General features: G+C 65.7%; 25 protein-coding genes and 1 other RNA gene. 4 read left to right on the top strand and 22 right to left on the bottom strand.

Annotated features, from left to right (window positions below; all coding sequences use genetic code 11):
* Positions 1-7: 7 nt before the first annotated feature.
* From ACSFBL_RS10095 to gyrA, 22 genes are all read right to left on the bottom strand, one after another.
* A complete protein-coding gene (locus ACSFBL_RS10095; protein ID WP_435515627.1) occupies positions 8-838 on the bottom strand; it encodes an alpha/beta fold hydrolase in 831 nt (276 codons plus the stop codon).
* 123 nt (positions 839-961) lie between these two features.
* Positions 962-1,321 (bottom strand): monovalent cation/H(+) antiporter subunit G, encoded by a 360-nt coding sequence (gene mnhG / locus ACSFBL_RS10090; protein WP_435515626.1) that lies wholly within the window; start codon positions 1,319-1,321, stop codon positions 962-964.
* 16 nt (positions 1,322-1,337) lie between these two features.
* A complete protein-coding gene (locus ACSFBL_RS10085) occupies positions 1,338-1,616 on the bottom strand; it encodes a K+/H+ antiporter subunit F (protein WP_435515625.1) in 279 nt (92 codons plus the stop codon).
* Entirely contained in the window at positions 1,613-2,107 is a 495-nt protein-coding gene (locus tag ACSFBL_RS10080) for a Na+/H+ antiporter subunit E (RefSeq protein ID WP_435515624.1), read from the bottom strand. The genes ACSFBL_RS10085 and ACSFBL_RS10080 overlap by 4 nt, the downstream gene beginning before the upstream one ends.
* On the bottom strand, positions 2,104-3,804 hold the full coding sequence (locus tag ACSFBL_RS10075) for a monovalent cation/H+ antiporter subunit D (protein ID WP_435515623.1): 1,701 nt from the start codon (positions 3,802-3,804) through the stop codon (positions 2,104-2,106). The genes ACSFBL_RS10080 and ACSFBL_RS10075 overlap by 4 nt, the downstream gene beginning before the upstream one ends.
* The gene (locus tag ACSFBL_RS10070) at positions 3,801-4,154 is read right to left on the bottom strand and encodes a Na+/H+ antiporter subunit C (RefSeq protein WP_435515622.1); all 354 of its coding nucleotides are present in this window, start codon (positions 4,152-4,154) and stop codon (positions 3,801-3,803) included. The genes ACSFBL_RS10075 and ACSFBL_RS10070 overlap by 4 nt, the downstream gene beginning before the upstream one ends.
* Positions 4,154-7,096, bottom strand: a complete 2,943-nt coding sequence (locus ACSFBL_RS10065) for a monovalent cation/H+ antiporter subunit A (protein WP_435515621.1) — start codon at positions 7,094-7,096, stop codon at positions 4,154-4,156. Before ACSFBL_RS10065 ends, ACSFBL_RS10070 begins: the two co-directional genes overlap by 1 nt.
* Positions 7,097-7,144: 48 nt before the next feature.
* Entirely contained in the window at positions 7,145-7,522 is a 378-nt protein-coding gene (crcB, locus tag ACSFBL_RS10060; protein WP_435515620.1) for a fluoride efflux transporter CrcB, read from the bottom strand.
* A 29-nt stretch (positions 7,523-7,551) separates the two neighbouring features.
* On the bottom strand, positions 7,552-8,865 hold the full coding sequence (locus tag ACSFBL_RS10055) for a TRAP transporter large permease (protein WP_435515619.1): 1,314 nt from the start codon (positions 8,863-8,865) through the stop codon (positions 7,552-7,554).
* Positions 8,866-8,875: 10 nt separating this feature from the next.
* Complete coding sequence (locus ACSFBL_RS10050; protein ID WP_435515618.1) at positions 8,876-9,409, bottom strand: TRAP transporter small permease; 534 nt, start codon at positions 9,407-9,409, stop codon at positions 8,876-8,878.
* Positions 9,410-9,412: 3 nt separating this feature from the next.
* Positions 9,413-10,381, bottom strand: coding sequence for a TRAP transporter substrate-binding protein (locus ACSFBL_RS10045; RefSeq protein ID WP_435515617.1), 969 nt, complete (start codon positions 10,379-10,381; stop codon positions 9,413-9,415).
* Positions 10,382-10,567: 186 nt separating this feature from the next.
* Positions 10,568-10,930, bottom strand: a complete 363-nt coding sequence (locus ACSFBL_RS10040; protein ID WP_435515616.1) for a ComEA family DNA-binding protein — start codon at positions 10,928-10,930, stop codon at positions 10,568-10,570.
* A gap of 127 nt (positions 10,931-11,057) precedes the next feature.
* Positions 11,058-12,242, bottom strand: coding sequence for a lipopolysaccharide assembly protein LapB (lapB, locus tag ACSFBL_RS10035; RefSeq protein WP_435515615.1), 1,185 nt, complete (start codon positions 12,240-12,242; stop codon positions 11,058-11,060).
* Positions 12,232-12,552, bottom strand: coding sequence for a LapA family protein (locus ACSFBL_RS10030; protein WP_435515614.1), 321 nt, complete (start codon positions 12,550-12,552; stop codon positions 12,232-12,234). The genes lapB and ACSFBL_RS10030 overlap by 11 nt, the downstream gene beginning before the upstream one ends.
* Positions 12,553-12,608: 56 nt before the next feature.
* Entirely contained in the window at positions 12,609-12,926 is a 318-nt protein-coding gene (locus ACSFBL_RS10025) for an integration host factor subunit beta (RefSeq protein WP_286567171.1), read from the bottom strand.
* A 72-nt stretch (positions 12,927-12,998) separates the two neighbouring features.
* On the bottom strand, positions 12,999-14,684 hold the full coding sequence (gene rpsA / locus ACSFBL_RS10020; RefSeq protein ID WP_028248813.1) for a 30S ribosomal protein S1: 1,686 nt from the start codon (positions 14,682-14,684) through the stop codon (positions 12,999-13,001).
* A 168-nt stretch (positions 14,685-14,852) separates the two neighbouring features.
* Complete coding sequence (locus ACSFBL_RS10015) at positions 14,853-16,847, bottom strand: bifunctional 3-phosphoshikimate 1-carboxyvinyltransferase/cytidylate kinase (RefSeq protein ID WP_435515613.1); 1,995 nt, start codon at positions 16,845-16,847, stop codon at positions 14,853-14,855.
* A 2-nt stretch (positions 16,848-16,849) separates the two neighbouring features.
* Positions 16,850-17,728: a prephenate dehydrogenase gene (locus ACSFBL_RS10010; RefSeq protein WP_435515612.1), complete on the bottom strand. Its 879-nt coding sequence runs from the start codon at positions 17,726-17,728 to the stop codon at positions 16,850-16,852.
* Between the two features lie 12 nt (positions 17,729-17,740).
* Positions 17,741-18,859 (bottom strand): prephenate dehydratase, encoded by a 1,119-nt coding sequence (gene pheA, locus ACSFBL_RS10005; RefSeq protein ID WP_435515926.1) that lies wholly within the window; start codon positions 18,857-18,859, stop codon positions 17,741-17,743.
* A gap of 18 nt (positions 18,860-18,877) precedes the next feature.
* Positions 18,878-19,945 carry a 3-phosphoserine/phosphohydroxythreonine transaminase gene (serC, locus tag ACSFBL_RS10000; RefSeq protein ID WP_435515925.1) on the bottom strand — a complete coding sequence of 356 codons (1,068 nt, stop codon included), beginning with the start codon at positions 19,943-19,945 and terminating at the stop codon, positions 18,878-18,880.
* A gap of 50 nt (positions 19,946-19,995) precedes the next feature.
* The gene (locus tag ACSFBL_RS09995; protein WP_435515611.1) at positions 19,996-20,583 is read right to left on the bottom strand and encodes a DUF2059 domain-containing protein; all 588 of its coding nucleotides are present in this window, start codon (positions 20,581-20,583) and stop codon (positions 19,996-19,998) included.
* Positions 20,580-23,228 (bottom strand): DNA gyrase subunit A, encoded by a 2,649-nt coding sequence (gene gyrA, locus ACSFBL_RS09990; RefSeq protein WP_435515610.1) that lies wholly within the window; start codon positions 23,226-23,228, stop codon positions 20,580-20,582. The genes ACSFBL_RS09995 and gyrA overlap by 4 nt, the downstream gene beginning before the upstream one ends.
* A 225-nt stretch (positions 23,229-23,453) precedes the next feature.
* Here gyrA and ompA point away from each other — a divergent pair, with 225 nt between their 5' ends.
* From ompA to ssrA, 4 genes are all read left to right on the top strand, one after another.
* Positions 23,454-24,101 carry an outer membrane protein OmpA gene (gene ompA, locus ACSFBL_RS09985; protein WP_435515609.1) on the top strand — a complete coding sequence of 216 codons (648 nt, stop codon included), beginning with the start codon at positions 23,454-23,456 and terminating at the stop codon, positions 24,099-24,101.
* Positions 24,102-24,217: 116 nt separating this feature from the next.
* Positions 24,218-24,937, top strand: coding sequence for a bifunctional 2-polyprenyl-6-hydroxyphenol methylase/3-demethylubiquinol 3-O-methyltransferase UbiG (gene ubiG, locus ACSFBL_RS09980; protein ID WP_435515924.1), 720 nt, complete (start codon positions 24,218-24,220; stop codon positions 24,935-24,937).
* Positions 24,937-25,605 carry a phosphoglycolate phosphatase gene (gene gph, locus ACSFBL_RS09975; protein ID WP_435515608.1) on the top strand — a complete coding sequence of 223 codons (669 nt, stop codon included), beginning with the start codon at positions 24,937-24,939 and terminating at the stop codon, positions 25,603-25,605. The genes ubiG and gph overlap by 1 nt, the downstream gene beginning before the upstream one ends.
* Before the next feature lie 12 nt (positions 25,606-25,617).
* Positions 25,618-26,005, top strand: a transfer-messenger RNA (tmRNA) gene (gene ssrA, locus ACSFBL_RS09970).
* The last annotated feature ends 118 nt before the right edge of the window (positions 26,006-26,123 follow it).

Raw genomic sequence — 26,123 nt, 5'->3', positions numbered from 1 at the left:
CGATGCATCAGGCCAGGAAGCGGATCAGTTCCGCATTCACTTCCGGCGCGTGGGTCCAGAGCAGGCCGTGCGGCGCATCGTGAAGCACCACCAGCCGGGCGCCTTCGATGCCTTGCGACAGCGGCAGCCCCGTGAGTTGCACGGGATGCACGCGATCGGCGTCGCCGTGGATGACCAGCGTCGGCACGTCGATGCGACGCAGGTCGTCCCGGAAGTCGGTCAACCACGCCGCGAGGCCTTCGCGGGCGCCGACGGCCGAGGTATGGAGCGCGAGCTGCCAGTGGGCGCGAATGCTGTCTTCGCTCACGCGCGTGCCGGCGAGTTCATCGAAATTGTGGGCCTGTTCGAGGAAGGTCCTGAGGAACGCGGGGCGATCCTCGCCAAGCGCGGTGCGCATGTCGTCGAGGCTGGCTCGATCGGGCCCTTCGGAGGCATCGTCCGCCTTGAAGAGCCGCGGCGGCAGCGCAGCGACCAGCACCGCCCGGCGCACGCGGTCCGAGCCGAAGGTGCCCAGGTAGCGCGTGACTTCGCCGGCGCCCATGCCGTAGCCGATGAGCGCGGCGTCGTGCAGGTCGAGCACTTTCAGCAGACGATCGAGGTCTTCGGCGAGCGTGTCGTAGTCGAAGCCGCTGACGGTGCGGCTCGACCGGCCGAAGCCCCGGCGGTCGTAGGCAATGACGCGATGGCCGGCGTCGAGCAAGGCATGCGTCTGCTTCTCCCAGCAATCGCTGCCGAGCGGCCAGCCGTGAATGAGCACGACGGGCGACCCGGTGCCGTGGTCATCGTAGTGAAGCTCGATGGGCTTGGAGTTTTCGCGTCCGACGAGGATGCCTGCCATGGGGATTCCGATCAGCGGCGTCTGCCGATCGGATACTCCTCCCGTCCGCCGGGAGGTGGTAGGCCCATTGGGACCGGTCGAACCTATACCGATGGACGAGGCGGCGACCCTCCAGAAAGGTCGCTAGGGCCGTGGGCGATCGGGCGAGGGGACATCGCCACCTTTCTGCCGCTCCCGAAAGAGGGCAGCGCGCATCAGGAAGATCGTCGTCACCGGCGCCGTGAGCGCGACGAAGAGCGCGATCAGCGACGCGTGGAGGAAGAGGCTGCCGCCCTGCACCGAGAAGTAGACGATGGTGGCGATCGTGGTGCACCAGACGCCGACCGTGGCGCCCAGCGTCGGCGCATGGATGCGCCGGAAGAAGGTGGGAAGCCGCACCAGCCCGAACGAGCCGATGGCGGCGAAGGCAGCGCCGACCACCGCGAACACGGCGGTCAGGATCTCCGCCCAGAGCGGCAGCGGGCCCACGATGAAATCGGTCATGACCTTGCTCTCCGCGTCATTCGATCACCTCGCCGCGCAACAGGAACTTCGCGAGGGCCGTCGAGCCGACGAAGCCGAACAGCGCGATCAGCATCGCGGCTTCGAAGTACACGTTGCTCGCATACACGATGCCGAGCACCAGCATCATCAGCATGCCGTTGATGTAGAGGCAGTCGAGCGCCATCACGCGGTCTTGCGCGGTGGGACCGATGAGCAATCGCGTGACGGCGCACAGCATCGCCACCGCCAGCAGCAGCAGCGCGAACTTGAGCGCCCAGAAGAGGACAGGCGTCATGATTCGTAGATCTCCATCAGCGGGCGCTCGTAGCGCGACTTGATCAGGGCGATGAAGGCCTGCTCGTCCTCCACGTCGAAGACGTGGATCAGCAGGCTCGACCGGTCGAACGAGATCTCGCCCCAGGCCGTACCCGGCGTGAGGCAGAGGATCATCGCCAGCGCGGCGAGTGCATTGGGGTCGCGCATATCGAGCGGCACGCGGACGAAACGCGGCTTCATGTCGGCGCCACGCCGGGTGAGCAGCAGGCGCGCTACGGTCAGCGCCGAATGCACAAGGTCGTAGAGGACGACGCCGGTGAGTCGAAGCGCAAGGCCCGGCCGCCGTATCTTTATGGATCGCGCCGGACGCAGCGACTGGGTCAGCAGCGGCACTGCGATGGCGAATATCGCCGCGACGAGCAGCGTTGCGGCGTCCAGCGCCTGGTTCAGCAGCAGCCAGACGACGAAGAGACCCATCGACAGCGGAGGCGACGGTATCCAGCGCTTCATTTCGCTGCCCCCGGCTTCGGGGCGGGACTGGGCACTTGCCGGGCTCCGAGCACCGCTTCGCGGTATGCGGTCGGCGAGCGCAGCCCTTCCGCCGTGGCGGCGGCGTGCTGCATCACGGGCCCGGCTTCCCAGGTGAGCGCGAAGCAGGCGGCCAGGAGCGCCGCGACCGGCAGCACTTCGAGGGCGGGCAGCGCGGGCATGGTCGCGTGCACCTGCGTCCAGAAGTGGCGGATGCCCGTGCGGCCCAGGGCCAGCAAGGTGAAGAAGCCGGAGACGAGCAGCAGCGCCATGAAGGTCCATCCGGCAGGCGAGACCCGTTCGGCGCCCAGCAGGCCCGACAGCATCGCGAACTTGCCGACGAAGCCGGACAACGGCGGCAGGCCCGTGAGCAGCAGCGTGCAGCCGACGAAGCTGAGGCCGAGGAAGGCCACGCCGGCCGGAATGGCGCGTCCGTAGAGCGCCTGCGCGTCGTCGTCGAGATTCACGTCGTCGAGCCGTCGCAGGTCTTCGGACAGGAAGGGCGCATCGCCCGCCGCCTCGTGCGGCGCGATGCTCATGCCGGCATTGCGCCAACGTTCGATCATGTCGATCAGCAGGAAGAAGGCGCTCGCCGCCAATGTCGAGTTCAGCAGGTAATACAGCGCACCGGCCCACACGTCCGGCTGGCCGAAACCCACCGCCGCCAGCAAGGTGCCGGCGGAGACCAGCACGCTGTAGCCGGCGAGGTTGGACAGCCTCTGCGTGCCGAGGATGCCGAGCGCCGCGACGAAGAGCGTGGAGAGGCCGACCGTGACCAGCACCCACTGGCCGAACTGCGCCGATGCCCCGGTGTCCGGCGCGAAGAGCAGGGTCCACAGGCGCAGGATGGTGTAGATGCCCAATTTGGTCAGCAGCGCGAACACGGCGCCCACGGGCGACACGGCGGAACTGTAGGCCGGCACGAGCCAGAAGTTGAGCGGCCACGCGCCCGCCTTGGCGAAGAAGGCCGTCGCGAGGATGGCGGCCGCGGCATGGACCAGTCCGCGGTCGGCAGGCGCGAGCTCGGCGATGCGCACGCCGAGATCGGCCATGTTGAGCGTGCCCGTCACGCCGTAGAGCAGCGCAGCGCCGATCAGGAACAGCGACGACGCGGCCAGGTTGATCGCCAGGTAGTGCAGGCCGGCCTGTACACGCAGGCGCCCGGAGCCGTGCAGCAGCAATCCGTAGGAAGCGGCCAGCATCACCTCGAAGAAGACGAACAGGTTGAACAGGTCGCCAGTCAGGAAGGCGCCGTTGAGTCCCATCAGTTGGAGTTGCAGGAGCGGATGGAAGTGCACGCCCGCGCGGTCCCAGCGCGAGGTCGAATAGATCGACGCAGCGAACGCGACGACGCCGGTCAGCGCGACCATCATGGTCGACAGCCGGTCCGCCACCAGCACGATGCCGAAGGGCGCGCGCCAGTTGCCAGGCAGGTAGACGCCGATCGAGCCGGGCCCGCTGCCCGTGTCCGCCGCGTTCACCCAGTGCAGCAGCGCGAGCGCGGTCAGCAGGCCGATCAGGCCCGACACCACGCTGAGGGCGGACTTGGTGCGGCGACGCTGCTCGCCGAGCAACAGCATCAGGGCTGCGGTGAGCATCGGCACCAGGATCGGCACGGCCACCAGGTGCGGCATGCTGAACTCGAGCAGCCGGTCGAGCAGGCTGGACATGTCGGTCATTCCTGCTGCCCCCGCCGTTCCTCGCCATCCACATGGTCGGTGCCGGTGAGCCCGCGCGAGGCCAGCAGCACGACCAGGAACAGGGCGGTCATCGCGAAGCCGATCACGATCGCCGTGAGCACCAGCGCCTGCGGCATCGGATCGGCCGTGTTGGCCAGCGTGGCCTTGAAGCCGGGGATCAGCACCGGCTCGCTGTCGACCTTCAGGCGGCCCATGCTGAAGATGAAGAGATTGACCGCGTAGGAGATCAGCGTGAGACCCATGATCACCTGGAAGGTGCGCGGGCGCAGCACGAGGAACACCCCCGAGCCGGTGAGGACGCCGATGGCGATGGCGAGGACGATTTCCATCAGGCCGCACCCTCCGCTTCGGCCGCGAGGCGCTCGGCTTCCTTCTCGGCCTGCTCGTCCACCCAACGGTGACTGCGGATCGACTGGTGGGCGAGCGCGGTGAGGATCAGCATGGTCGCCCCCAGCACCAGCGAGAAGACGCCGATGTCGAAGAACAGCGCGCTGGGCACGTGCACTTTGCCCAGCAGTGGCAGGTGCAGATGCGCGGTGTGCGTGGTGAGGAAAGGGTAGCCCAGCGCCACGGCGCCGCCGCCGGTGGCCAGCGCGAGCAGCAGCCCGATCGCGATCCAGCGCCGGGGATAGATGCGCAGGTGCTCTTCGACCCACTCGGTGCCCGAGACGATGAACTGCAGCAGCAGGGCCACCGACATCACCAGCCCCGCGACGAAGCCGCCGCCCGGCTGGTTGTGGCCGCGCATGAAGAAATAGACCGACACCAGCACCGACAACGGCAGCAGCAGCCGGACCAGCACGGCGGGCACCATGAGGTAGCCGACGGCGGTGTCCTTGGCGCGGCGCGGATTGAGCAGGTCGCTGACGCCCTCGTCGGGCTGGATGCGCTGCTGCGGCGGCAGCGCCATCGATTCGGGCGCCGGACGGAAGCGCCGCAGCAGCGCATACACCGTGAGCGCGACGACGCCCAGCACCGTGATCTCCCCGAAGGTGTCGAAGCCGCGGAAGTCGACGAGCATCACGTTGACCACGTTGGTGCCGCCGCCCAGGAACAAGGCGTTGTCCAGGAAGAACGGCGAGATGCTCTGCGGGAAGGGACGGGTCATGACGGTCCACGCGAGCCCTGCCATGCCGGCGCCGGCCGTGACCGAGACGACGAGGTCGCGTCCGCGCCGTCCCCAGGGGCGCAGCAGCGAACGGACGGGCTCCGGCTTGGCGGTGCGCATCGGCAGCCAGCGCAGTCCGAGCAGGATGAGCACCGTCGTCACCACCTCGACCACCAGCTGGGTGAGCGCGAGGTCCGGTGCCGAGAACCAGATGTAGGTGATGCAGCACACCAGTCCGGCCGCCGATGCCAGCATCAGGGAGGCGAGGCGGTGGAACTTGGCCTGCCATGCGGCGGCGATTGCGCAGACGCAGCCGATGAGCCAGATCATCGAGAACATCGTCGAGAACGGGAGCAATTCGCGCGAGCCGCGCGCCGCCGGCGTGAGCCAGAGCGAAGCGCCCGCGCCTGCCACCGCGACCGCGACGAGCAGCAGCAACTGCGTCTGCAGGCGCCGCGTGCCCAGCAGGCGCCGGCTGCGGCGTCCGGCTTCGCTCATGCGCGCGAGGACGTTCTCGAAAACCCGCTGCCCGTCGAGACCGTGGAACAGCGGCGTTCGCTCCAGTTGACCGCGCTTGCGGCTGCGCCGCTGCAGCAGGTAGAGCAGCCCACCGCCTGCCAGTGCGATAAAGCTCATCAGCAGCGGCAGGTTGAAGCCGTGCCACAGCGCGAGGCTGTAGTCCGGCAGGTCGCCGCCGACGACGGGCGTGGCGGCGGTGGCGAGGAAGGCGCCCACCGACCACGCCGGCGCGATGCCGACCACGAGGCAGATCAGCACCAGCAACTCGACCGGCACGCGCATCCAGTGCGGCGGCTCGTGCGGCTGCTTCGGAACCTCCGGCGGACCGCAGGGCGGGCCGAAGAACACGTCGAACACGAAGCGCGCCGAGTACGCGACGCTGAAGATGCCCGCGATGGTCGCGATGACAGGCAGGCTCCTGTTGACCCACGGCGACGACTGGATGAAGACGGTCTCCGCGAAGAACATCTCCTTCGACAGGAAGCCGTTGAGCAAGGGCACGCCCGCCATCGACGCACTCGCGATGATCGCCAGCGTGCCGGTGATCGGCATCAGCTTGAGCAGCCCGCTGAGCTTGCGGATGTCGCGCGTGCCGCTTTCATGGTCGATGATGCCGGCCGCCATGAACAGCGATGCCTTGAAGGTCGCGTGATTCATGATGTGGAAGACCGCAGCGACGGCAGCGAGCGGGCTGTTGAGTCCGAGCAGCAGCGTGATGAGCCCGAGGTGCGAGATGGTCGAGTAGGCCAGCAGCGCTTTCAGGTCGCGCTGGAACATCGCCACGTAGCCGCCGAGCAGCAAGGTGATGGCGCCCGCGCCGCCGACGAGCCAGAACCATTGTTCGGTGCCCGAGAGAACCGGCCACAGGCGCGCCATCAGGAAGACGCCGAGCTTCACCATGGTGGCCGAGTGCAGGTAGGCCGACACGGGCGTGGGCGCGGCCATGGCACGCGGCAGCCAGAAGTGGAAGGGGAACTGCGCGCTCTTGGTGAAGGCGCCGAGCAGCACCAGCACGAGCGCGGCGGGGTAGAGCCGATGCGCGCGGATCAGGTCGCCCGAGGCCAGCACCACGTCGAGCTCGTAGCTGCCGACGATGCGCCCGAGGATCAGGACCCCAGCCAGGAGGCACAGGCCGCCCGCGCCGGTGATCACGAGCGCCATGCTGGCACCGCGCCGTGCATCGCGCCGGTGGTGCCAGTAGCCGATCAGCAGGAAGGAGAACAGGCTCGTCAGCTCCCAGAACAGCACCATCTGCACCAGGTTGCCCGAGAGCACCACGCCCATCATCGCGCCCATGAAGGCGAGGAGGAACGAGAAGAAGCGCGGGACCGGATCGGACGCCGACATGTAGTAGCGCGCATAGAGCACCACCAGCGCGCCGATGCCCAGCACCAGCATGCTGAACAGCCACGCGAAGCCGTCCATGCGGAAGGTGAGATCGAGGCCGAGCGCAGGCAGCCACTCGATCTCCTGCCGGATCACGTTGCCCTTGGCGATTTCCGGAAAGAACAGGGCCGCCTGGATCGCGCATCCCAGTGCAACGAGACCGGCCAGCGTCGATTCTCGATTGCGCGCGTTCGACGGCAGCAGGGCCGCGAGCACGCTGGCGATGAAGGGAAGTGCAACGAGGAAGACAAGGGGCATCGCGATCGATTCTATCGACCACCCCTCGGACGCCTACTCCGTCAAAAACTATGCGACGAAATGCTGCACCGTGCGAAAGCCGAGCCAGGTCAGCAGCAGCGAACCGCCCAGATGCATGGCCGCGGTGCCCAGCGCGAGGCCGGGACGCCCGCCGACGAGCATGCTGACGACCTCTGCGGAGAAGCTCGAGAAAGTGGTCAGCGTGCCCAGGAATCCGGTGATCACCAGCAGGCGCCAGGTGGGGTCGATGTCCGGCAGGGCGGTGAACCCCGCGACGGCCACGCCGACGAGATAGCCGCCGATCAGGTTCACCGCGAGCGTGCCCCACGGAAGCAGACCGCCCGGGTTGAGCCACATCTGGAAGCCCCAGCGCAGCAGCGCGCCGACGCAGGCGGCAGCGCAGATGACGACGACGTTGATCAGCATCGGGCGATTATCTTCAGCCGGCGCTCGGGCTACTTCTCGGCGCCCATCACGAGGTCGGGCAGGATCGTCACGATGCTCGGGAACACCGTGATGAAGCCGATGCAGAGCACCAGGCAGAAGAAGAACGGGATCGCGGCCTTGGCGATTACGTTGCTGTCCTTGCCGGTCATGTTCTGCAGCACGAACAGGTTGAAGCCGACCGGCGGCGTGACCTCCGCGATCTCGACCAGCAGCACGATGAAGATGCCGAACCACACCAGGTCGAAGCCGGCCTTCTGGATCATCGGCAGCACGACCGCGCTGGTCAGCACGATCATCGAGATGCCGTCGAGCGCCGTGCCGAGCACGAGATAGACCAGCACCAGCGCACCGATGAGCGCATAGGGCGACAGATGCATGCTGTCGACCCACTCGGCCAGTTCGCGCGGGATGCCGGTGAAGGCCATGGTCTTCGTCAGGAACGCGGCGCCGGCGAGGATGAACATGATCATGCAGCTGGTGCGCGTGGCGCCCATGATCCCGTCCTTGAAGTTCTGCCACGTGAGACTTCTGCCCCATGCTGCGATGGCCAGCGAACCCAGCACGCCGAAGGCCGCGCATTCCGTGGCCGTCGCCCAACCCGCGACCAGCACCCAGACGATGAAGATGATCAGCAGCGCGCACGGAAACAGATTGCCCGACAGGCGAATCTTTTCCATGAAGCGCGTCGGCGGATCGGCCGGCGGCACCTGGTCCGGATGGCGCAGGCTCCACCAGCCGATGTAGCCCGAGAACAGCACCATCAGCAGCAGCCCCGGCAGGAAGCCCGCGAGGAAGATGCGGATGATGGACGCATCGGCGGCGACGGCGTAGACGACCATCGTGATCGAGGGCGGGATCAGGATGCCCAGCGTGCCGGCGGTCGCCAGCGAGCCGATCGCCAGCTTCTCGTTGTAGCCGCGGCGCACGAGTTCGGGCAGCGCCACCTTGGCGATGGTGGCGCAGGTCGCTGCGGACGAACCGGACACCGAGCCGAACACGCCGCAGCCCAGGATGGTCGTGTGCATCAGCCGGCCGGGCACGCGATTGAGCCACGGGCGCAGGCCCTCGAACATCTCTTCGCTCAGCTTGGTGCGGAACAGGATCTCGCCCATCCAGATGAAGAGCGGCAGCGCAGCCAGCTCCCAGGAGGCGTTCGATTCCCAGAAGGACGAGAACAGGTTCTTGGCCGGCAGGGTGTTGGTGAAGAAGGCCTGGCCGACCCAGCCGACGATGGCCAGCGTCATCGCGATCCAGACGCCGCCGGCCAGCAGGACCAGCATGATGGCGAGCAGCAGCGCGCCCATCAGAAGGGTTTCGAGCATGGCTTGCCTTCTAGACGTCGGAGGAGAAATCGCCGGCGGCGTGCCGCTCTTCGACGGCGCGCTGGTAACTCGGCTTCTCGCCGCGCACGACGCCGACGAGTTCGTCGACCATCGCGATCAGCAGCAGCCAGCAGCCCAGCACGAAGGTTGACTGCGGAATCCAGATCGGTATGACGACGAGGCCCGTCGCCATCTCGGCGAACTCGTAGCTCTCCCAGGTGAAGCTGGTGGCAGAGTAGGCAAGATAGGTCACCGCCACCGCCGCGATCAACAGGCAGGTGACATCGAGCGCGCGCCGGGCCTTGGGGGACACGGCCTCGAGCAGCAGCGTGACGCGGACGAAGTCGCCGTGCCGGAAGGCATGGGCCATCGCGAAGAAGGCTGCCGCGGCGCACAGCCAGGCGACCACGTCGTTGAGCCCGCTGACGTGCCAATTCATCTGGCGTCCGACGCCGGCGACGATCATCAGCACGAAGATCAGGAACACGCAGAACGCAGCGAGCGCGCCCGCCCCGTCATAGAGGCGGTCGAGGAAGCGGCGCATCGCCTAGTTCTTCTTGTAGGTGGCGACGATGGCCGAGCCATCGGCGCCCGCAGCCTTGAGCCAGTCGGCCTGCATGATGCCGCCGACCTGGCGCATGTCGGCGTCGAGCTTGGGCGAGGGCTTGTGGATCTTCATCCCGCGTTCGGCGAGCAGGCGCTTGTATTCGTCGTTCTTTTCCTGCGCGACTTTCCAGCCACGTGCTTCCGCATCGGCGGCGGCCTTGGTGACGGCCGCCTTCGTCGCCGGGTCGAGCGCGTCGAAGGCCTTCTGGTTGACGAGCACCGCGTTCTTCGGAATCCACGCCTGGGTGTCGTAGAAGTTCTTGATGCTCTCGTAGGTCTTGGTGTCGTAGCCCGTCGAGCCCGAGCTCATGTAGCTTTCGATCACGCCCGTCGCCATCGCGGCGCTGAGCTCGGCCTGCTGGATCTGCACCGGCTGGGCGCCGATGAGTTCAGCGATCTTGGCCGTCGCAGGGCTGTAGGCGCGCCACTTGATGCCGCGCAGGTCGGCCACCGAGCCAATCTCCTTCTTCGAATAGATGCCCTGCGGTGCCCACGGCACCATGAACAGCACCTTGATGCCCTGCGCCGCGAGCAACTTTTCCATCGCGGGCTTGGAGGCGTCGTACAGCTTCTTCGCTTCGGGGTAGGTGGTGGCCAGGAAGGGCACGCCATCGAGCGCGTAGATCGGGTTCTCGTTCGCAAAGTTGGCCAGCAGGATTTCACCGGCCTGGGCCTGGCCACTCTGGACGGCGCGCTTGATCTCGGGGGCCTTGAAGAGCGACGCGTTGGCATGCACCGTGACCTTCAGCTTGCCGCCCGTCGCCGCATCCACATCCTTCGCGAACTGCGTGATGTTCTCGGTGTGGTAGTTGGTCGCAGGGTAGGCCGTGGGCAGGTCCCACTTGGCCTGGGCGAAGGCGGCTGCGCCGATGGTGAGGCCAGCGAGTGCAATGCCGAACTTGTGATTCATGGGCTCTCCAGAACGTCGAAAGTAAAAAGGCGTCGGGGAGCATACGTGCAAATATCGGGCCATCGCTCGGGCATTTCCCTGCCACGGACGCGGGCCGGTTCGCGAACGACGGAAACGAAAAAGGCCGCCCATGGCGGCCTTTGAACTGGCACGGTGCGGCCCTCCGCATCCGCGCAGTGGGCGGACTCAGTGCTTGGCAGAAGCCTTGTCGGCTTGCTTGGCCTTGGGCGCTTCGTCGGCCTTCTTCGGCTCGGCGGTGGAGACATTGCTCAGTGCCGGCGCGTCGTTGAAGCTCTTGCCGTTGACCGTCAGGCCTTCGGCCGACAGCTTGGCTGCCGCCTTTTCCTTCACGCCCTTGACGCGGCTCATGAAGTCGGGCCAGTCCTTGAACTCGCCTTCCTTGCGCGCGTCGATGATGCGTTTGGAAAGTGCCGGCCCGACGCCCTTGAGCGAATCGAGTTCGGCATCCGACGCCTTGTTGGCATCGACGGCCGCCCACGAGGCGACAGCAAACAGCATGGCCGTGACGGCCAGAATCTTCTTCATCATACAAACTCCCTGACATTTGTTTTATGAGAAACGCCGAAGCATTCCGCCGCGCGCCCTGTGCGCATCGGCGCGGAAATACTAGCGGCGAATCGATTTTGTGCAAGCGGTTCGATTTGTCCGCGGCCGGTCAGAGTTCCTCGACGCGCCGGGGCGGGTAGCTGTCCCAGGCCTGGCAGCCCGGGCAATGCCAGAAGTACTGATGGGCCTCGAAGCCGCATGCCGCGCAGCGGTAGCGCATGAGAGGGCGGGTGGCCTGGTCGAGGGAGCGCTGCACTTGCGGATGGAACTGCTCGTGCTCGAACCGCTCCCCGCTGAGCCAACGCGATGCGGCCACGAGCGACGGGTGGTGCGCCAGATGGGCGATGTAGCCGTCGCGTGGTTCGGGCACCGCGAGGGCCGCGGAATGTGCGTCGTCTGGCAGGGCGGGGGTGCCGCCGAGCGCAATGATGGCTTCGAGCACGTCGATCGACGGTGATGCGACGTAGCGACGTTGCAATAGCGCAAGGGCTTCGCCCGAACGTTGCGATCCAACCGCTGCCTGCTGCAGCATCGCCGCGTAGAGGGGCAGTGCCAGCGGCGCTGTTTCGCTGAGCGCTTCAAGCGTGTCGAAGGCGGCGGCGGAATCGCCGGTGCGCATTTGAAGGGTGGCCGTCTCGATGGCTGGCCGGGGCGCCTGCGGCGCCAGCGCGACGGCGGCCTGCAGCAGCGCGGCCGCCCCGTCGAGGTCGCCGGCCGCCACGCGCTCGTTGGCCTGCTCGCAGAGATGATGGGCCCGCCGCGTGCTGTAACTCGCCTGTTCGGATTCGTCGAGCTTCTGCGCCACGGCAGCAGCCTGTGCCCATTCGCGCGAACGCTCGTAGATGGCAAGCAGCGAAAGCCTGGCCTCGTTTTCGTAGCGCGTGCCTTCGAGCTTCTGCAGCGCGGCTTCGGCGCGGTCGAGCAGGCCGGCGCGCAAGAAGTCCTGTGCCAGCGCATGCTGGGCGCGGTCGCGGTCGGCGCGGCTCAGGTCGCCGCGTCCCAGCAGGTGTTCATGCACGCGCACGGCGCGCTGGTATTCGCCACGCCTGCGGAAAAGGTTGCCGAGCGCGAAGTGCAGCTCCTGCGTGTCGGGGTCGTTCTGCACCGCCTCGATGAAGGCATCGATGGCCTGGTCCTGCTGTTCGTTGAGCAGGAAGTTGAGTCCGCGAAAGTAGGCCTTGGGGGCTTGCCGGTTCTCGATCTTCAATTGACGGAGGTCGAATCGCGATGCGAGCCAGCCGAGGACGAAGGCGATGGGAATGGCGAGCAGCAACCAGCTGAGATCAAAGTCCATGTTGGCGTACGGCGGGTAGGTCGGTCGTGACAGCCGGCTGCGTGGGCGCGGCAGGTGCGGTGCCTGTCGGCGCCGGCGGCGTGGCGGGCAATTGCGCTGCCGCGCTGCGATGCTTCCACCACCCGGGCAGCATGCCGAGCGCGCCGACCACGAGTCCGCCCGCGAAGGCCGCGAGCACCACCAGCACGAGCGGGGCGCGCCAGGAGGTGCCGAAGAAGAAGTAGACGGTTGCGTCGTGCTGGTTGTTCAGCGCGAAGGCAAAGAGGGTAAAAAAAATGGCTGCCTTGAGCAGCCACAGGAGGTATTTCATGCGCGTCCCCGTTGGCGGGGGAATTCTATGCCCGCATGTCGCGGACCCCAATCGCCTCAGCCGCGCTTCTGCTTGGCGGCGTCGAGCTCGACGGTTCGTGCATCGACCGCTTCGCGCAGGGCCTTGCCCGGCTTGAAGTGCGGCACACGCTTCTCGGGGATCTGCACGCTCTCGCCCGATCGCGGATTGCGCCCGATGCGCGGGGGGCGCCGGTTCACGGTGAAGCTTCCGAATCCGCGGATCTCGATCCGGTGCCCGCGCACCAGTGCATCGCTCATCGCATCAAGAATGGTCTTGACGGCGTATTCGGCATCGCGGTGCGTCAGCTGCGCAAAGCGCGCTGCAAGTTCTTCGACAAGGTCGGAGCGGGTCATGGATCAGGCAAAAACGGAGACGAAAAAAAAGGACAGAGCGGCCTTGGAGCCTGCTCTGTCCCCGGACACAGCTTACTTGTCGCTGTTGTCCAGCTTGGCGCGCAGCAGGGCGCCCAGGCTGGTCGTGCCCGCGTTTTCGCGTGCCGACTGCTGGCTCAGGCTCTGCATGGCTTCCTGCTGGTCGACCATGTCCTTCTGCTTGATCGACAGCTGGATGTTGCGGGTCTTGCGATCCACATTGACCACCACGGCAGTGACTTCGTCGCCTTCCTTGAGCACGTTGCGTGCATCTTCCACGCGATCGCGGGAGATTTCGCTGGCGCGCAGGTAGCCGATGATGTCTTCGCCGAGGTCGATCTCAGCGCCGCGGGCGTCCACGGTCTTGACCTTGCCGGTGACGATCTGGCCCTTGTCGTTCACGGTGGTGAACGTCGTGAACGGATCGCTGTCGAGCTGCTTGATGCCGAGGCTGATGCGCTCGCGGTCGACGTCGACGGCCAGCACGATCGCTTCGACTTCCTGGCCCTTCTTGTAGTTGCGAACGGCGGTTTCGCCGGCTTCGTTCCACGAGAGGTCGGACAGGTGAACCAGGCCGTCGATACCGGCAGCCAGACCCACGAACACGCCGAAGTCGGTGATCGACTTGATCGGGCCCTTGACGCGGTCGCCGCGCTTGGTGTTCTGCGCGAACTCCTGCCACGGGTTGGCCTTGCACTGCTTCATGCCCAGGCTGATGCGGCGCTTGTCCTCGTCGATTTCGAGGACCATGACTTCGACTTCGTCGCCCAGGGCAACGATCTTGTTCGGAGCGATGTTCTTGTTGGTCCAGTCCATCTCGGAGACGTGCACCAGGCCTTCGATGCCGGGCTCGAGTTCGACGAACGCGCCGTAGTCGGCGATGTTCGTGACCTTGCCGAACAGGCGGGTGCCTTGCGGGTAGCGGCGCGAAACGCCCATCCACGGGTCGTCGCCCATTTGCTTGAGACCCAGCGAGACACGGTTCTTCTCGGTGTCGAACTTGAGGATCTTGGCGGTGATTTCCTGGCCGGCCTGGACCACTTCGCTCGGGTGGCGAACGCGGCGCCATGCCATGTCGGTGATGTGCAGCAGACCGTCGATGCCGCCGAGGTCGACGAACGCACCGTATTCGGTGATGTTCTTGACGACACCGCGCACGACTGCGCCTTCCTTCAGGGTTTCCATCAGCTTGGCGCGTTCTTCGCCCATGCTGGCTTCGACCACGGCGCGGCGCGAGAGCACCACGTTGTTCCGCTTGCGATCGAGCTTGATGACCTTGAATTCGAGGGTCTTGTTCTCGTAGGGGGTCAGGTCCTTGATCGGACGCGTGTCGATCAGCGAACCCGGCAGGAACGCGCGGATGCCGTTGACCAGGACCGTGAGGCCGCCCTTGACCTTGCCGCTCGTCGTGCCGGTGACGAAGTCGCCGGATTCGAGGGCCTTCTCGAGCGCGAGCCACGAAGCCAGACGCTTGGCGGTGTCGCGCGAGAGGATGGTGTCGCCATAGCCGTTTTCAACGCTGCCGATGGCAACGGAAACGAAATCGCCGGCCTGGACTTCGAGCTCGCCCTTGTCGTTCTTGAACTCTTCGATCGGCACGTAGGCTTCGGACTTGAGGCCTGCGTTGACCACGACGTGGTTGTGTTCGACACGCACGACTTCGGCGGTGATGACCTCGCCGGTGCGCATTTCGGAACGCTTCAGGGATTCTTCGAATAGGTCGGCAAAAGATTCAGACATTGTGTTTTCCTTCCGTCACGCAGGGTTGGCAGACGCTCATGCGAAATTGCTTGCGGCTGGCTTTGGTCTGGAGACGGCGGTTGTTTGGGCTTGGGCCCGGTTGAGGTTGAACAACCAGCAGGCCAGTGCGCTGTCGCGCGGCGGGGACCTGCTGGACCGAAACGCCGATCAAGAAGACTTGAAAGGCTGTACTTGCTGCCACCAGTCCAGCACCTGTTCGACCGATTGCTCGACCGAAAGGAAGGAGTTGTCCAGGAGGCGGGCGTCAGGCGCCGGTTTCAGTGGCGCGACGCTGCGGGACGAGTCCCGGAGGTCACGCGCTTCCAGGTCGGCGCGAAGACTGTCGATTGTAGTGGAAATACCCTTTGAAATCAATTGCTTATAGCGCCGCTCGGCCCGGTGGGCGGCGCTCGCGGTGAGGTAGACCTTGAGCCTCGCGTCGGGGAAGATCACGGTCCCCATGTCGCGCCCGTCGGCCACGAGGCCCGGCAGGCGGCGGAAGCTTCGCTGGAGGGCGAGAAGAGCAATCCGCACGGCCGGAAGCGCCGAGACGCGAGAGGCGTCCATGCCGGCGGATTCGGTGCGGATGGCGTCGCTGACGTCCTCGCCGGCCAGCAGCACGTTGCCTTCGTTGAAGCTCAGTGGCAGGGCGCGGGCCAGTTCGGCGATCCGGGCTTCGTGTTCCGGCGTCGCGTCCAGGCCGATGCGGCGCATCGCGAGGCCGGTCACGCGGTAGAGCGACCCGGAATCGAGATAGTGGTAGCCGAGCCGCCGTGCCACTTCGACGGTGAGCGTGCCCTTGCCGGACGCGGTGGGACCGTCGATGCAGACGACCGGAACGTCGACCGCCTCTGCGACCGAGAACAGGGTCTCGAAGTAATCCGGAAAGGTCTTGGCGACGCACTGCGGATCAAGGATGCGCACCGCCACGCCGGCCGGGTTGAAGGCCGCCAGCGAAAAGCACATCGCGACCCGGTGGTCGTCGTAGGTGTGGATGCTCGCCGCGCGCCAGTCCGTCACGGCCAGTGGATGAACCCGGATGAAATCCGGGCCGTCCTCGACGGTGGCGCCGAGCTTGCGCAACTCGTTGGCCATGGCGTCGATGCGATCGGTTTCCTTGACGCGCCAGCTGGCAATGTTGCGCAGGGTGGTGGGGCCGTCGGCGTAGAGCGCCATCACGGCGAGGGTCATGGCCGCATCGGGGATGTGGTTCGCGTCGATGTCGATCGCCTTCAGCGGCCAAGTGTCACGCGAGATCGCGAGCCAGTTCGGACCGCTGTCGATCCGGGCCCCCATCTGCCGCGCGGCCTCGACGAAGCGAATGTCGCCCTGGATCGAGTCGGCGCCCACGCCTTCGATCCGGATTCCCGGACCGCTGGCGATGGCACCGAGCGCGATGAAGTAGCTCGCGGACGATGCGTCCGCCTCGACGTGGATGTCCCCTGGCGAACGGTATTCGCTGCCCGCGGGAATCGTGAAGCGCTGCCAGCCGTCACGTTTCACCTCGATGCCGAAGCGTGCGAGCAGGTTGAGCGTGATCTCGATGTAGGGCTTGGAGATGAGCTCGCCGACCACGTCGATCACGATGTCTCGCCGCGCGGCCAGCGGCAGCGCCAGCAGCAAGGCCGTGAGGAACTGGCTGGAGACGTCGCCGCGCACCCGGATCGGCGCGTCGAGCTGGAGCGAGTCCAGTGCGACCGGATGAATCCGAAGAGGTGGATAGCCCGGATTGCCAAGGTAGTCGATGTGGCAGCCGAGCTGGGTCAGCGCGTCGACCAGGTCGCCGATCGGGCGCTCGTGCATCCGGGGCACGCCGCGCAGTTCGAATTCGCCGCCCAGCAGGGCAAGTGCCGCGGTGAGCGGGCGCATCGCCGTTCCGGCGTTACCCAGGAACAGCGAGGCTTCGGGCGTTCGCAGTTTCCCGCCGAGTCCGTCTATGCGAAGGGTCGCGCCTTCCCGGTCGATGCCGCAACCGAGTGCGGCGAGCGCATCCAGCATGACCCGTGTGTCGTCGGAATCGAGCAGATCGTGCACGGTCGTCGTGCCGGCGGCGAGCGCCGCGAGCAGTAGAACGCGGTTGGAGATGCTCTTGGAACCCGGCAGGCGGACGGTGCCCGCGGCCGCTGCGAGTGGCGGAATGTCGAGGAAGGGGGTCGAGAACATTGTCAGTCGGGTGAAGCCGCCACACCCGGCTGCCATTGGGCGCGGATGCGGCTGGCGGCGGCAATCGAATCTTCGAGTGCCTGCGCATTGCCCGAGGCCACCATCGCTTCGAGCTGCGTCAAGGCATCACGAAAGGCTTTCGACTGGAGCAGCACCTGTTCGCGATTGGCAAGCAGGACGTCGCGCCACATGGCCGGATCGCTGGCCGCGATGCGCGTGAAGTCGCGAAAGCCGGGGCCGGCCAGCTCGAGGAAACGCTCGCCCTGAGGCTGTGCGGCAATGGCATTGGTGAAGGCGAAGGCGAGCAGATGGGGCAGGTGGCTCACGGCCGCGAAGGCGCTGTCGTGCGCCTCGTGCGTCATCGTCACTACCTTGGCGCCGATGCCGGTCCAGACCTGCGTGGCCCGCTGCACGTTGGAGCGGAGCGTGGACTTGATCGGCGTCAGTACCACCTGGCGCCCGTTGTAGAGGCCGGCTTCCGCATGCTCGACGCCGGCCACTTCCTTGCCGGCGATGGGATGCGCGGGAACGAAAGCGCCAAGCTGGTCCTGTAGCCCGCGGCGTGCGGCGTCGATCACGTCGCCCTTGGTCGAACCGACGTCCATCACCAGCATCTGCTCGGTGATGCCATGGCGGATGGCCTTGAAGGTCTGTTCCGAAGCACCCACCGGCACGGCGATCAGGACCAGGTCGGCACCCGACACCGCGAGCAGCGCGGAGGGCGCCGCGACGTCGATCACGCCGAGCTGCTTCGCGCGTTCGGTCGTGGAAGGCGACTTGCTGTAGCCGACGACACGCTTGACCAGTCGGGCGCGCTTGAGCGCGAGGGCGAACGATCCGCCCATCAATCCGCAGCCGATCAGACCCAACTGTTCAAACATCGTCGATGGGCCTCAGGCGGTGACAGGGTAGGCGCCGATGACCTTGTAGAACGCGCACAGCTTGCGCAGTTCGGCAAGCGCGGCGGCAACGTTGGGCTGCGAGGGATGCCCGTCGAGGTCGATGTAGAAGTAGTACTCCCACTGGCCGGTGCGCGCAGGGCGCGACTCGAAGCGGGTCATCGACACGTTGTTGTTCTTGAGAGGTACCAGCAGGTCATGAACCGCGCCGGGGCGATTCGGCACCGACACGACGAGGCTGGTGCAGTCCTTGCCCGAGGCGGGCGGCATGGCCAGCGTCTGCGGCAGGCAGATGACGGCAAAACGCGTGCGGTTGTACGAGTCGTCCTGGATGGCGTGCGCGACGATGTGCAGTCCGAAGCGGGTGGCAGCGCGCTCGCTCGCCAGCGCGGCCCAGGCGGGATTCCCGGCCGCGAGCCGGGCGCCTTCTGCATTGCTGGAGACCGCGCGACGCTCCGCGTGCGGGAGGTGCTTGGAGAGCCAGATCTGGCACTGCGCCAGCGCCTGCGGGTGGGCCAGCACCGCCTCGATGCCGCCCAGTTCGTTGCTGGTGCGCAGCAGGTGATGCCGCACGAGCAGGCTGACCTCACCGACTACATGGGTGGGCGAGTGCAGGAACAGGTCGAGTGATCGGGTGACCACCCCTTCGGTCGAGTTCTCGACGCCGACCACGCCGTACTGGGCGCTGCCCGCGGCCGTGGCGTGGAAGACCTCGTCGAAGCTTGCGCAGTAGATCAGGTCGGCCGCACCGCCAAAATACTCGATGGCGGCCTGCTCGGTGAATGTGCCTTCGGGGCCCAGCACGGCGACCCGCTGCGGCGACTCCAGCGCGAGGCAGGCCGACATGATCTCGCGCCAGATGGCTGCAACGTGCAAGTCCTTGAGGGGCCCGCCGTTGCTTTGCTGCATCTTCTCGATGACTTGGGCGACGCGATCGGGGCGGAAGAAGGGCGTGCCCTCGCGCTTCTTGACCTCCCCGACCTGCTCGGCGACGTGCGCGCGCCGGTTCAGGAGATCGAGAAGCTGCTGGTCGAGCGAGTCGATCTGCACGCGCAGATCGGCCAGGCTGGAGGAAGTGTCAGGGGCGGAAGGCTGTGGAGCGGGTGCGGTCATCGTTGAGGTACGCAGCATCTAGGCTTGCGACCGCTCGAATTCTCGCATGTAGTCCACGAGCGCCTGCACCCCGGCAAGAGGCATGGCGTTATAGATGCTGGCGCGCATGCCGCCGACGGACTTGTGGCCCTTGAGTTGCAGCAGCCCCGCCTCTCGCGCGCCCGCGAGGAACGCGTCGTTGCGGCTTTCGTCGCGCAGGGAGAAGGGGACATTCATGCGTGACCGGCATGTGGTGTCGACCTTGTTGTCGTAAAACGCCGAACCGTCGATGAAGTCGTACAGGAGGCGTGCCTTGGCGCTGTTGCGTGCTTCCATTGCCGCAATGCCGGTGAGCGTGCCCTCGGTCTGCTGTCGAAGCCACTGGAAGGTGAGTCCGGCGATGTAGATGCCCCAGGTGGGAGGCGTGTTGTACATCGACTGGTTGTCGGCAACCGTCTTGTAGTTGAAGGCGCTGGGGCAGATCTCGAGGGCGTGGCTGAGCAGGTCGTCCCGCACCACCACGATCGTCAGGCCGGCCGGCCCGAGGTTCTTCTGGGCGCCGCCGAATGCGAGGCCAACGCGGCGCCAGTCCACCGGGCGCGACGCCACGTGGGACGAGAAGTCCATCACCAGCGGCGCCTTGCTGCCGAGGGCAGCGAGGTCGGGCAATTCCTGGAACTCGACGCCGTTGATCGTCTCGTTGCTGCAGATATGCACGTACGACGCATCGTCCGACAGTTGCCAGGTCGACGGATCAGGCAGGCGTGTGTGCTGGTCCGCCGCATTGGTCGCGACGATGTTGGCCTTGCAGTAGCGCTGCGCTTCCTTCTGGGACTTGATGCTCCAGCTGCCGGTGATCACGAAATCCGCGCTGGTGCCGCGCGAGAGATTCATCGGCACGATGGCGTTCTCGCCCAGCCCGCCCCCTTGCATGAAGAGGACGTGGAAGTGTTCCGGCACAGCGAGGAGTTCGCGGATGTCGGCTTCGGCCTGCCTGCAGATCGCGCCGAACTCCTTGCCGCGATGGCTCATCTCCATCACGCCCATGCCGCTGCCCTCCCAGTCGAGCATCTCGGCTGCGGCGCGCTGCAGCACCGCCTCCGGCATGGCTGCCGGACCGGCGGAGAAGTTGTAGGGGCGCGGACCCGCTGGCCGCGTCACTTCTTGGCGGGCGCCTTGGCGGGCGCTGGCTTGGCTCCGCCCGCTGCCGCGGCACCGCCGGTCGGCGCGCCCAGGGCCTTGGCGACACTGCTGTCCAGGGCGACCATCTTCGGCTCGATCGTGGCGCGGGTCTCCGCAACCAGCTTTTCCGTCAGTGCGGTCTGCAGCTTGGGATTCATTTCCTGGTACTTCTTGCTCAGCGGCGAGTTGATCCAGGCGAGGAGCTGGCGCATTTCGTCTTCGCTGAAGTTCTGTTCCATGATCGGGGTCAGGGCGCCCGGTGCGAGCTGGAGGGCCTTGTCGCGAACGATGGGGTAGGCGTCATCGAAGTACTTTTTGAGTTCGGCGTCGGCGGCCTTGGCTGCCGCTTCGCGCTTGTCGGCGGGCACCTGCGTCTGCAGATACTGGGAGCCTGCCTGGGCGATCGGAGCGCTCGACTGCTCGACCAGACCTCGCGCGAGTGATTCGATGCCGGGCTTCTGCAGGTCGATGAACTGCTTGATGAGCGCGGACTTGTCCTGGGCCATGGCCAGCGTGCTGCCGGCAAGCGCGACCGTCAGGAGCGCGAGTTGGATTTTTTTCACTGAGGATTCTCCGTTGAAGATGATGAGGAAGTGTCGTCGGCGCCGGACTCGTTTTCGACGTTCGCATCGTTCTCGACGATGCGCTGCAAGCCGCTGAGTTTGGCACCTTCGTCGAGTCCGATCAGCGTGACGCCCTGCGTCGCGCGACCGAGTTCGCGAATTTCGGCGACCCGGGTGCGCACGAGCACACCCTTGTCGGTGATGAGCATGATCTCGTCGTCGGCATGCACGAGGGTCGCGGCCACCACCTTGCCGTTACGTTCACTTTGTTGAATAGCGATCATGCCCTTGGTTCCCCGGCCATGCCGCGTGTACTCGGTAATGCTTGTTCTTTTTCCGTAACCGTTTTCGGTGGCGGTCAGCACGCTCTGCTCTTCGTCCTCGGCGACCAGCATGGCGATCACGCCCTGGCCGTCCTCGAGCGTCATGCCGCGCACGCCGCGGGCGTTCCGGCCCATGGGCCGCACGTCGTTTTCGTCGAAGCGGACCGCCTTGCCACCGTCGGAGAACAGCATCACGTCATGGGCGCCGTCGGTCAGCGCGGCGCCGATCAGGTAGTCGCCCGGATCTAGGTCGACGGCGATGATGCCGGCCTTGCGCGGGTTGCTGAACTCGTCGAGCGCCGTCTTCTTGACGGTGCCCATCGACGTCGCCATGAACACGTACTGGTTGGCGGGGAAGGTCCGCTTCTCGCCAGTCAGCGCGAGCACGACGTTGATCTTCTCGCCCTCCTGGAGCGGGAACATGTTGACGATCGGCCGGCCCCTGGAGCCGCGCGAACCGGCGGGCACTTCCCACACCTTGAGCCAGTAGAGCCGGCCACGGTTCGAGAAGCAGAGGATGTAGTCGTGCGTGTTCGCAATGAAGAGCTGGTCGATCCAGTCGTCTTCCTTGGTCGCGGTGGCCTGTTTGCCGCGACCGCCGCGCTTCTGGGCCCGGTACTCGCCCAGTGGCTGGCTCTTGATGTAGCCGCTGTGGGAGAGGGTCACGACCATGTCGGTCGGCGTGATCAGGTCTTCGGTCGAGAGGTCGAAGGCGCTGTGCTCGACCTGGCTGCGGCGCACGCCCAGCTTGGTCTGGCCGAACTCCTGCTTGATGGTGGTGAGCTCGTCGCCGATGATCACCGAGACGCGCTCGGGCTTGGCGAGGATGTCGAGCAGGTCGTCGATCTCGGCCATGACTTCCTTGTACTCGGCGACGATCTTGTCCTGCTCGAGGCCGGTCAGGCGCTGCAGGCGCATCTGCAGGATTTCCTGGGCCTGCGTGTCCGACAGCTTGTAGAGGCCGCTGGCGCTCATGCCGAACTCGCGCTCCAGGCCGTCCGGCCGGTAGTCGTCGGCATTGATCACGCCGCCGTCGGCGCGCGTGCGGGTGAGCATCTCGCGCACCAGCTTGCTGTCCCAGGCGCGGCTCATCAGCTCGGCCTTGGCGACCGGCGGCGTCGGCGCGTTGCGGATGATCGCGATGAACTCGTCGATGTTGGCGAGTGCGACGGCCAGGCCTTCCAGGACGTGGCCGCGTTCGCGCGCCTTGCGCAGGTTGAAGACCGTCCGGCGTGTCACGACCTCGCGCCGGTGCTGCAGGAAGACCTCGATCAGGTCCTTCAGGTTGCACAGCTTCGGCTGGCCGTCCACCAGGGCCACCATGTTGATGCCGAAGGTGTCCTGCAGCTGCGTCTGCTTGTAGAGGTTGTTGAGAACGACTTCCGGCACCTCGCCACGCTTGAGTTCGATCACCAGGCGCATGCCCGACTTGTCGGACTCGTCCTGGATGTGGCTGATGCCTTCGATCTTCTTTTCGTGCACCAGCTCGGCCATGCGCTCCTGCAGCGTCTTCTTGTTCACCTGGTAGGGGAGCTCGTCGACGATGATGGCCTGCCGCTGGCCGCGGTCGATGTCCTCGAAGTGGCATTTGGCGCGCATCACGACCTTGCCGCGGCCGGTGCGGTAGCCGTCCTTGATGCCGTTGATGCCGTAGATGATGCCCGCCGTCGGGAAATCGGGCGCCGGCACGATCTCCATCAGGTCGTCGATGCTGGCCTCCGGATGGCGCAACAGGTGGAGGCAGGCGTCGACGACTTCGTTCAGGTTGTGGGGCGGAATATTCGTCGCCATGCCGACTGCGATACCGCCGGCGCCATTGACCAGCAGATTCGGCAGTTTGCTCGGCAATACCAATGGCTCTTTTTCGGAGCCGTCGTAATTCGGGCCGAAATCGACAGTTTCCTTGTCAATATCTGCCAGCATTTCATGGGCAATTTTTGCAAGCCGAATCTCGGTATAGCGCATGGCTGCCGCCATATCGCCGTCCACGGAACCGAAATTACCCTGACCGTCCACCAGCATGTGGCGCATGGAGAAGTTCTGGGCCATCCGGACGATGGTGTCGTAGACCGACTGGTCGCCGTGCGGGTGGTACTTGCCGATGACGTCGCCGACGATACGGGCCGACTTCTTGTACGGCCGGTTCCAGTCGTTGTTGAGCTCGTGCATTGCATACAACACTCGGCGATGCACCGGTTTGAGGCCGTCCCGGGCGTCCGGAAGGGCGCGGCCCACGATCACGCTCATGGCGTAATCAAGATAGCTGCGGCGCATTTCCTCTTCGAGGCTGATGGGTAGTGTTTCTTTGGCGAACGAGGTCATGGGCAGCAGGCTGGCGGGCAAGGAGGCGAAATTTTACGCTGTGGGGGGTGTCGCACCGCCGCAACACAAGGCCGGTATTCCGCCTCCGTCCTACGCTTCCGGGGTGTCCGTCGGGCTGTTTGCCAAAGACCCTATGGCACAATCGCCTCAACGTTTTGGGTGGTGGTCACTTAAAGCGTCCTTGATTCGCAGCGCGGCTGCGGCTTTTTCCCCAAGAGGAGAACCATGAAGAAACTGAATAAAGTGGCGATGATGTTTGCAGTCGCTGCGCTCGCCACTGCCGCCGGCGCGCAGAACCGTGTCACCGCTGCGAATGGCGGTCCGGTGATCGACAACTGGCAAAACGGCACCGGCGAACTGGTTTGGAAGAATGGCACGAATGAGCTGTGCTGGCGCGATGCCAACTGGACGCCCGCAACGGCCGCCGCTGGTTGCGACGGCGCACTCGTTCCCGCTCCGCCTCCTGTGGCAACGCCTGCTCCGGTTCCCGCACCTGTTCCCCCGGCAGTCGCTGCTTCGAAGGTCACCTTCGCTGCTGACGCATTCTTCGACTTCGACAAGTACGTCCTGAAGCCGGAAGGCCGCGCCAAGCTGGACGACCTGGTCTCGAAGATCAAGGACGTGAACCTCGAAGTGATCATCGCTGTCGGCCACACCGACTCGATCGGTACCGTTGCCTACAACCAGAAGCTGTCGGTTCGCCGCGCTGAAGCCGTCAAGGCCTACCTGGTGTCCAAGGGCATCGAAAAGAACCGCGTGTACACCGAAGGCAAGGGCAAGAGCCAGCCGATCGCTGACAACCGCACCGCCGAAGGCCGCGCCAAGAACCGTCGCGTGGAAATCGAAGTGGTTGGTACCCGTCCCAACAAGTGATTCGCAAGAATCGCTAAATGAAACCCCGCCTCGGCGGGGTTTTTTTATGGCCGATCCACACGCAGGCGATAGCGCGCAGGCGCGATTCGGCAATTCCGTCGATTCATAATCAGCGGATGACCGATACCGTGAATGCCGATCCGGCCGAGCTCGCCAAATTTTCCGAGCTGGCGCACCGATGGTGGGATCTTGAAAGTGAATTCCGTCCGTTGCACGAAATCAATCCGCTCCGCCTGGAATGGATCGATGGCATCGCACCGATTGCGGGGCAAAGAGTGCTCGATGTCGGCTGTGGCGGCGGGATCCTCGCCGACTCGATGGCGCGCAAGGGTGCGGAGGTGCTCGGCATCGACCTGGCCGACAAGGCCCTCAAGGTGGCGCAACTACACGCGCTCGAAGCCGGGACGCGCGGGGTCAAGTACCGGTCGGTGAGCGTCGAGGCGCTGGCTGCCGAACAGCCAGAGAGTTTCGATGTTGTGACCTGCATGGAGATGCTCGAACATGTTCCGGAGCCCGCATCGGTCGTGAAGGCCTGTGCCGACCTCGTCAAGCCCGGCGGATGGGTCTTTTTCTCGACCATCCACCGGAATCTCAAGTCCTTCCTCCTGGCCATCGTGGGCGCGGAATACGTCCTGGGGATGCTGCCGCGCGGCACGCACGAGTACCAGAAGCTGATCCGACCCAGCGAACTTGCCGCGCATTGCCGGGCCGCCCAGCTCGATCTGCGCCACACGCGCGGGCTGGAACACAACCCCGTGACGCGCCGCTATTGGCTCAGCGACGACACCAGCGTCAACTACATGTTCGCGACCCAGAAGCCGGCGGTGCGACAGTGATGGGGGCTGGTGCAACGCAAGCGGTCCTCTTCGACCTGGACGGGACGCTGATCGACAGTGCCCCCGACCTCGGCGCCGCGGCCGACCAGATGCGCACGGACCGGGGAATGCCGTCGCTTCCGTTGGAGCGTTATCGGCCAATGGCCGGCGCCGGCGCGCGGGGCATGCTGGGCGTGGCGTTCGGAATCACGCCCGACGCCCCCGAGTTTGCGGCGCTGCGGGAAGAGTTCTTCGTCAAATACGAATCCAGGATGCTCCGGAACACGCAAGTCTTCGATGGCGTGGCCGAACTGGTCGAGGCACTCCGTGCACGCGGGCTGCGTTGGGGCGTCGTCACAAACAAGTCGGTGCGATTCACAGGGCCGCTCACGCGCTCGATGCCGTTGTTCGAAACGGCCAGGGCGATCGTCAGCGGCGACACGACGCCCTACTCGAAGCCGCATCCCGAGCCCCTCTTCGAGGCGGCGCGGCGACTCGGTGTGCCGCCAGAGGCCTGTGTCTACGTCGGCGACGACGAGCGGGACATGATGGCCGGCCGCGCCGCCGGCATGCGGACGGTGGCGGCCACCTACGGCTACATGGGCGAGCAGGCCGAAGTCGCGCGCTGGGACGCGGACGCGGCCATTGCTTCGCCGATGGAGCTCTTGCAGTTGCTCAAACAGGCCTAAAATGAATCGCTTGGGGCTGCACTGGTTTCGACGCGGGTTCGGAATCGCAGCGGGGCATGTCGAGCTGAATGCGCTCGTAAAACAGATTCAAACAAACTAACTGCAAACGACGAACGTTTCGCACTCGCCGCTTAATTGCCGGTGAGCTTTGCAACAGCAGGCCGATGGGCTGGGCAAGGGGGCGCTAGAGCAATCTGACGCCTCCCGGCTGCAAAGATAATCTACATGGGCTGGCTCCGATCCGGGTACCTTGGGTCGGGACGAGAAAATAGGGTACTGGCGGCCGGTGTAGCGTGCGACTGCGCGACACCGGTGGCGAGATCCAAATCAGACCGCTAAACATGTAGATCTGCGCGAAGAAGGCTTGCGGACGGGGGTTCAAATCCCCCCAGCTCCACCAAATACCTGAACCGGCGTCGGCAAAAGCCCGGCGCCGGGCTCGCAACCCCGGCCGCCACGCGTCCGGCGGCGCACTTCCCACCATTGCCTGCAGCCCTCCGGGCTCTTCCGCTGACCCC

This window comes from Variovorax glacialis (assembly GCF_051216375.1).
Taxonomy (GTDB): Bacteria; Pseudomonadota; Gammaproteobacteria; order Burkholderiales; family Burkholderiaceae_C; genus Variovorax.
The sequence above is the reverse complement of the archived record's forward strand: the minus strand, read 5'-3'. Positions and strand labels throughout refer to the sequence as shown.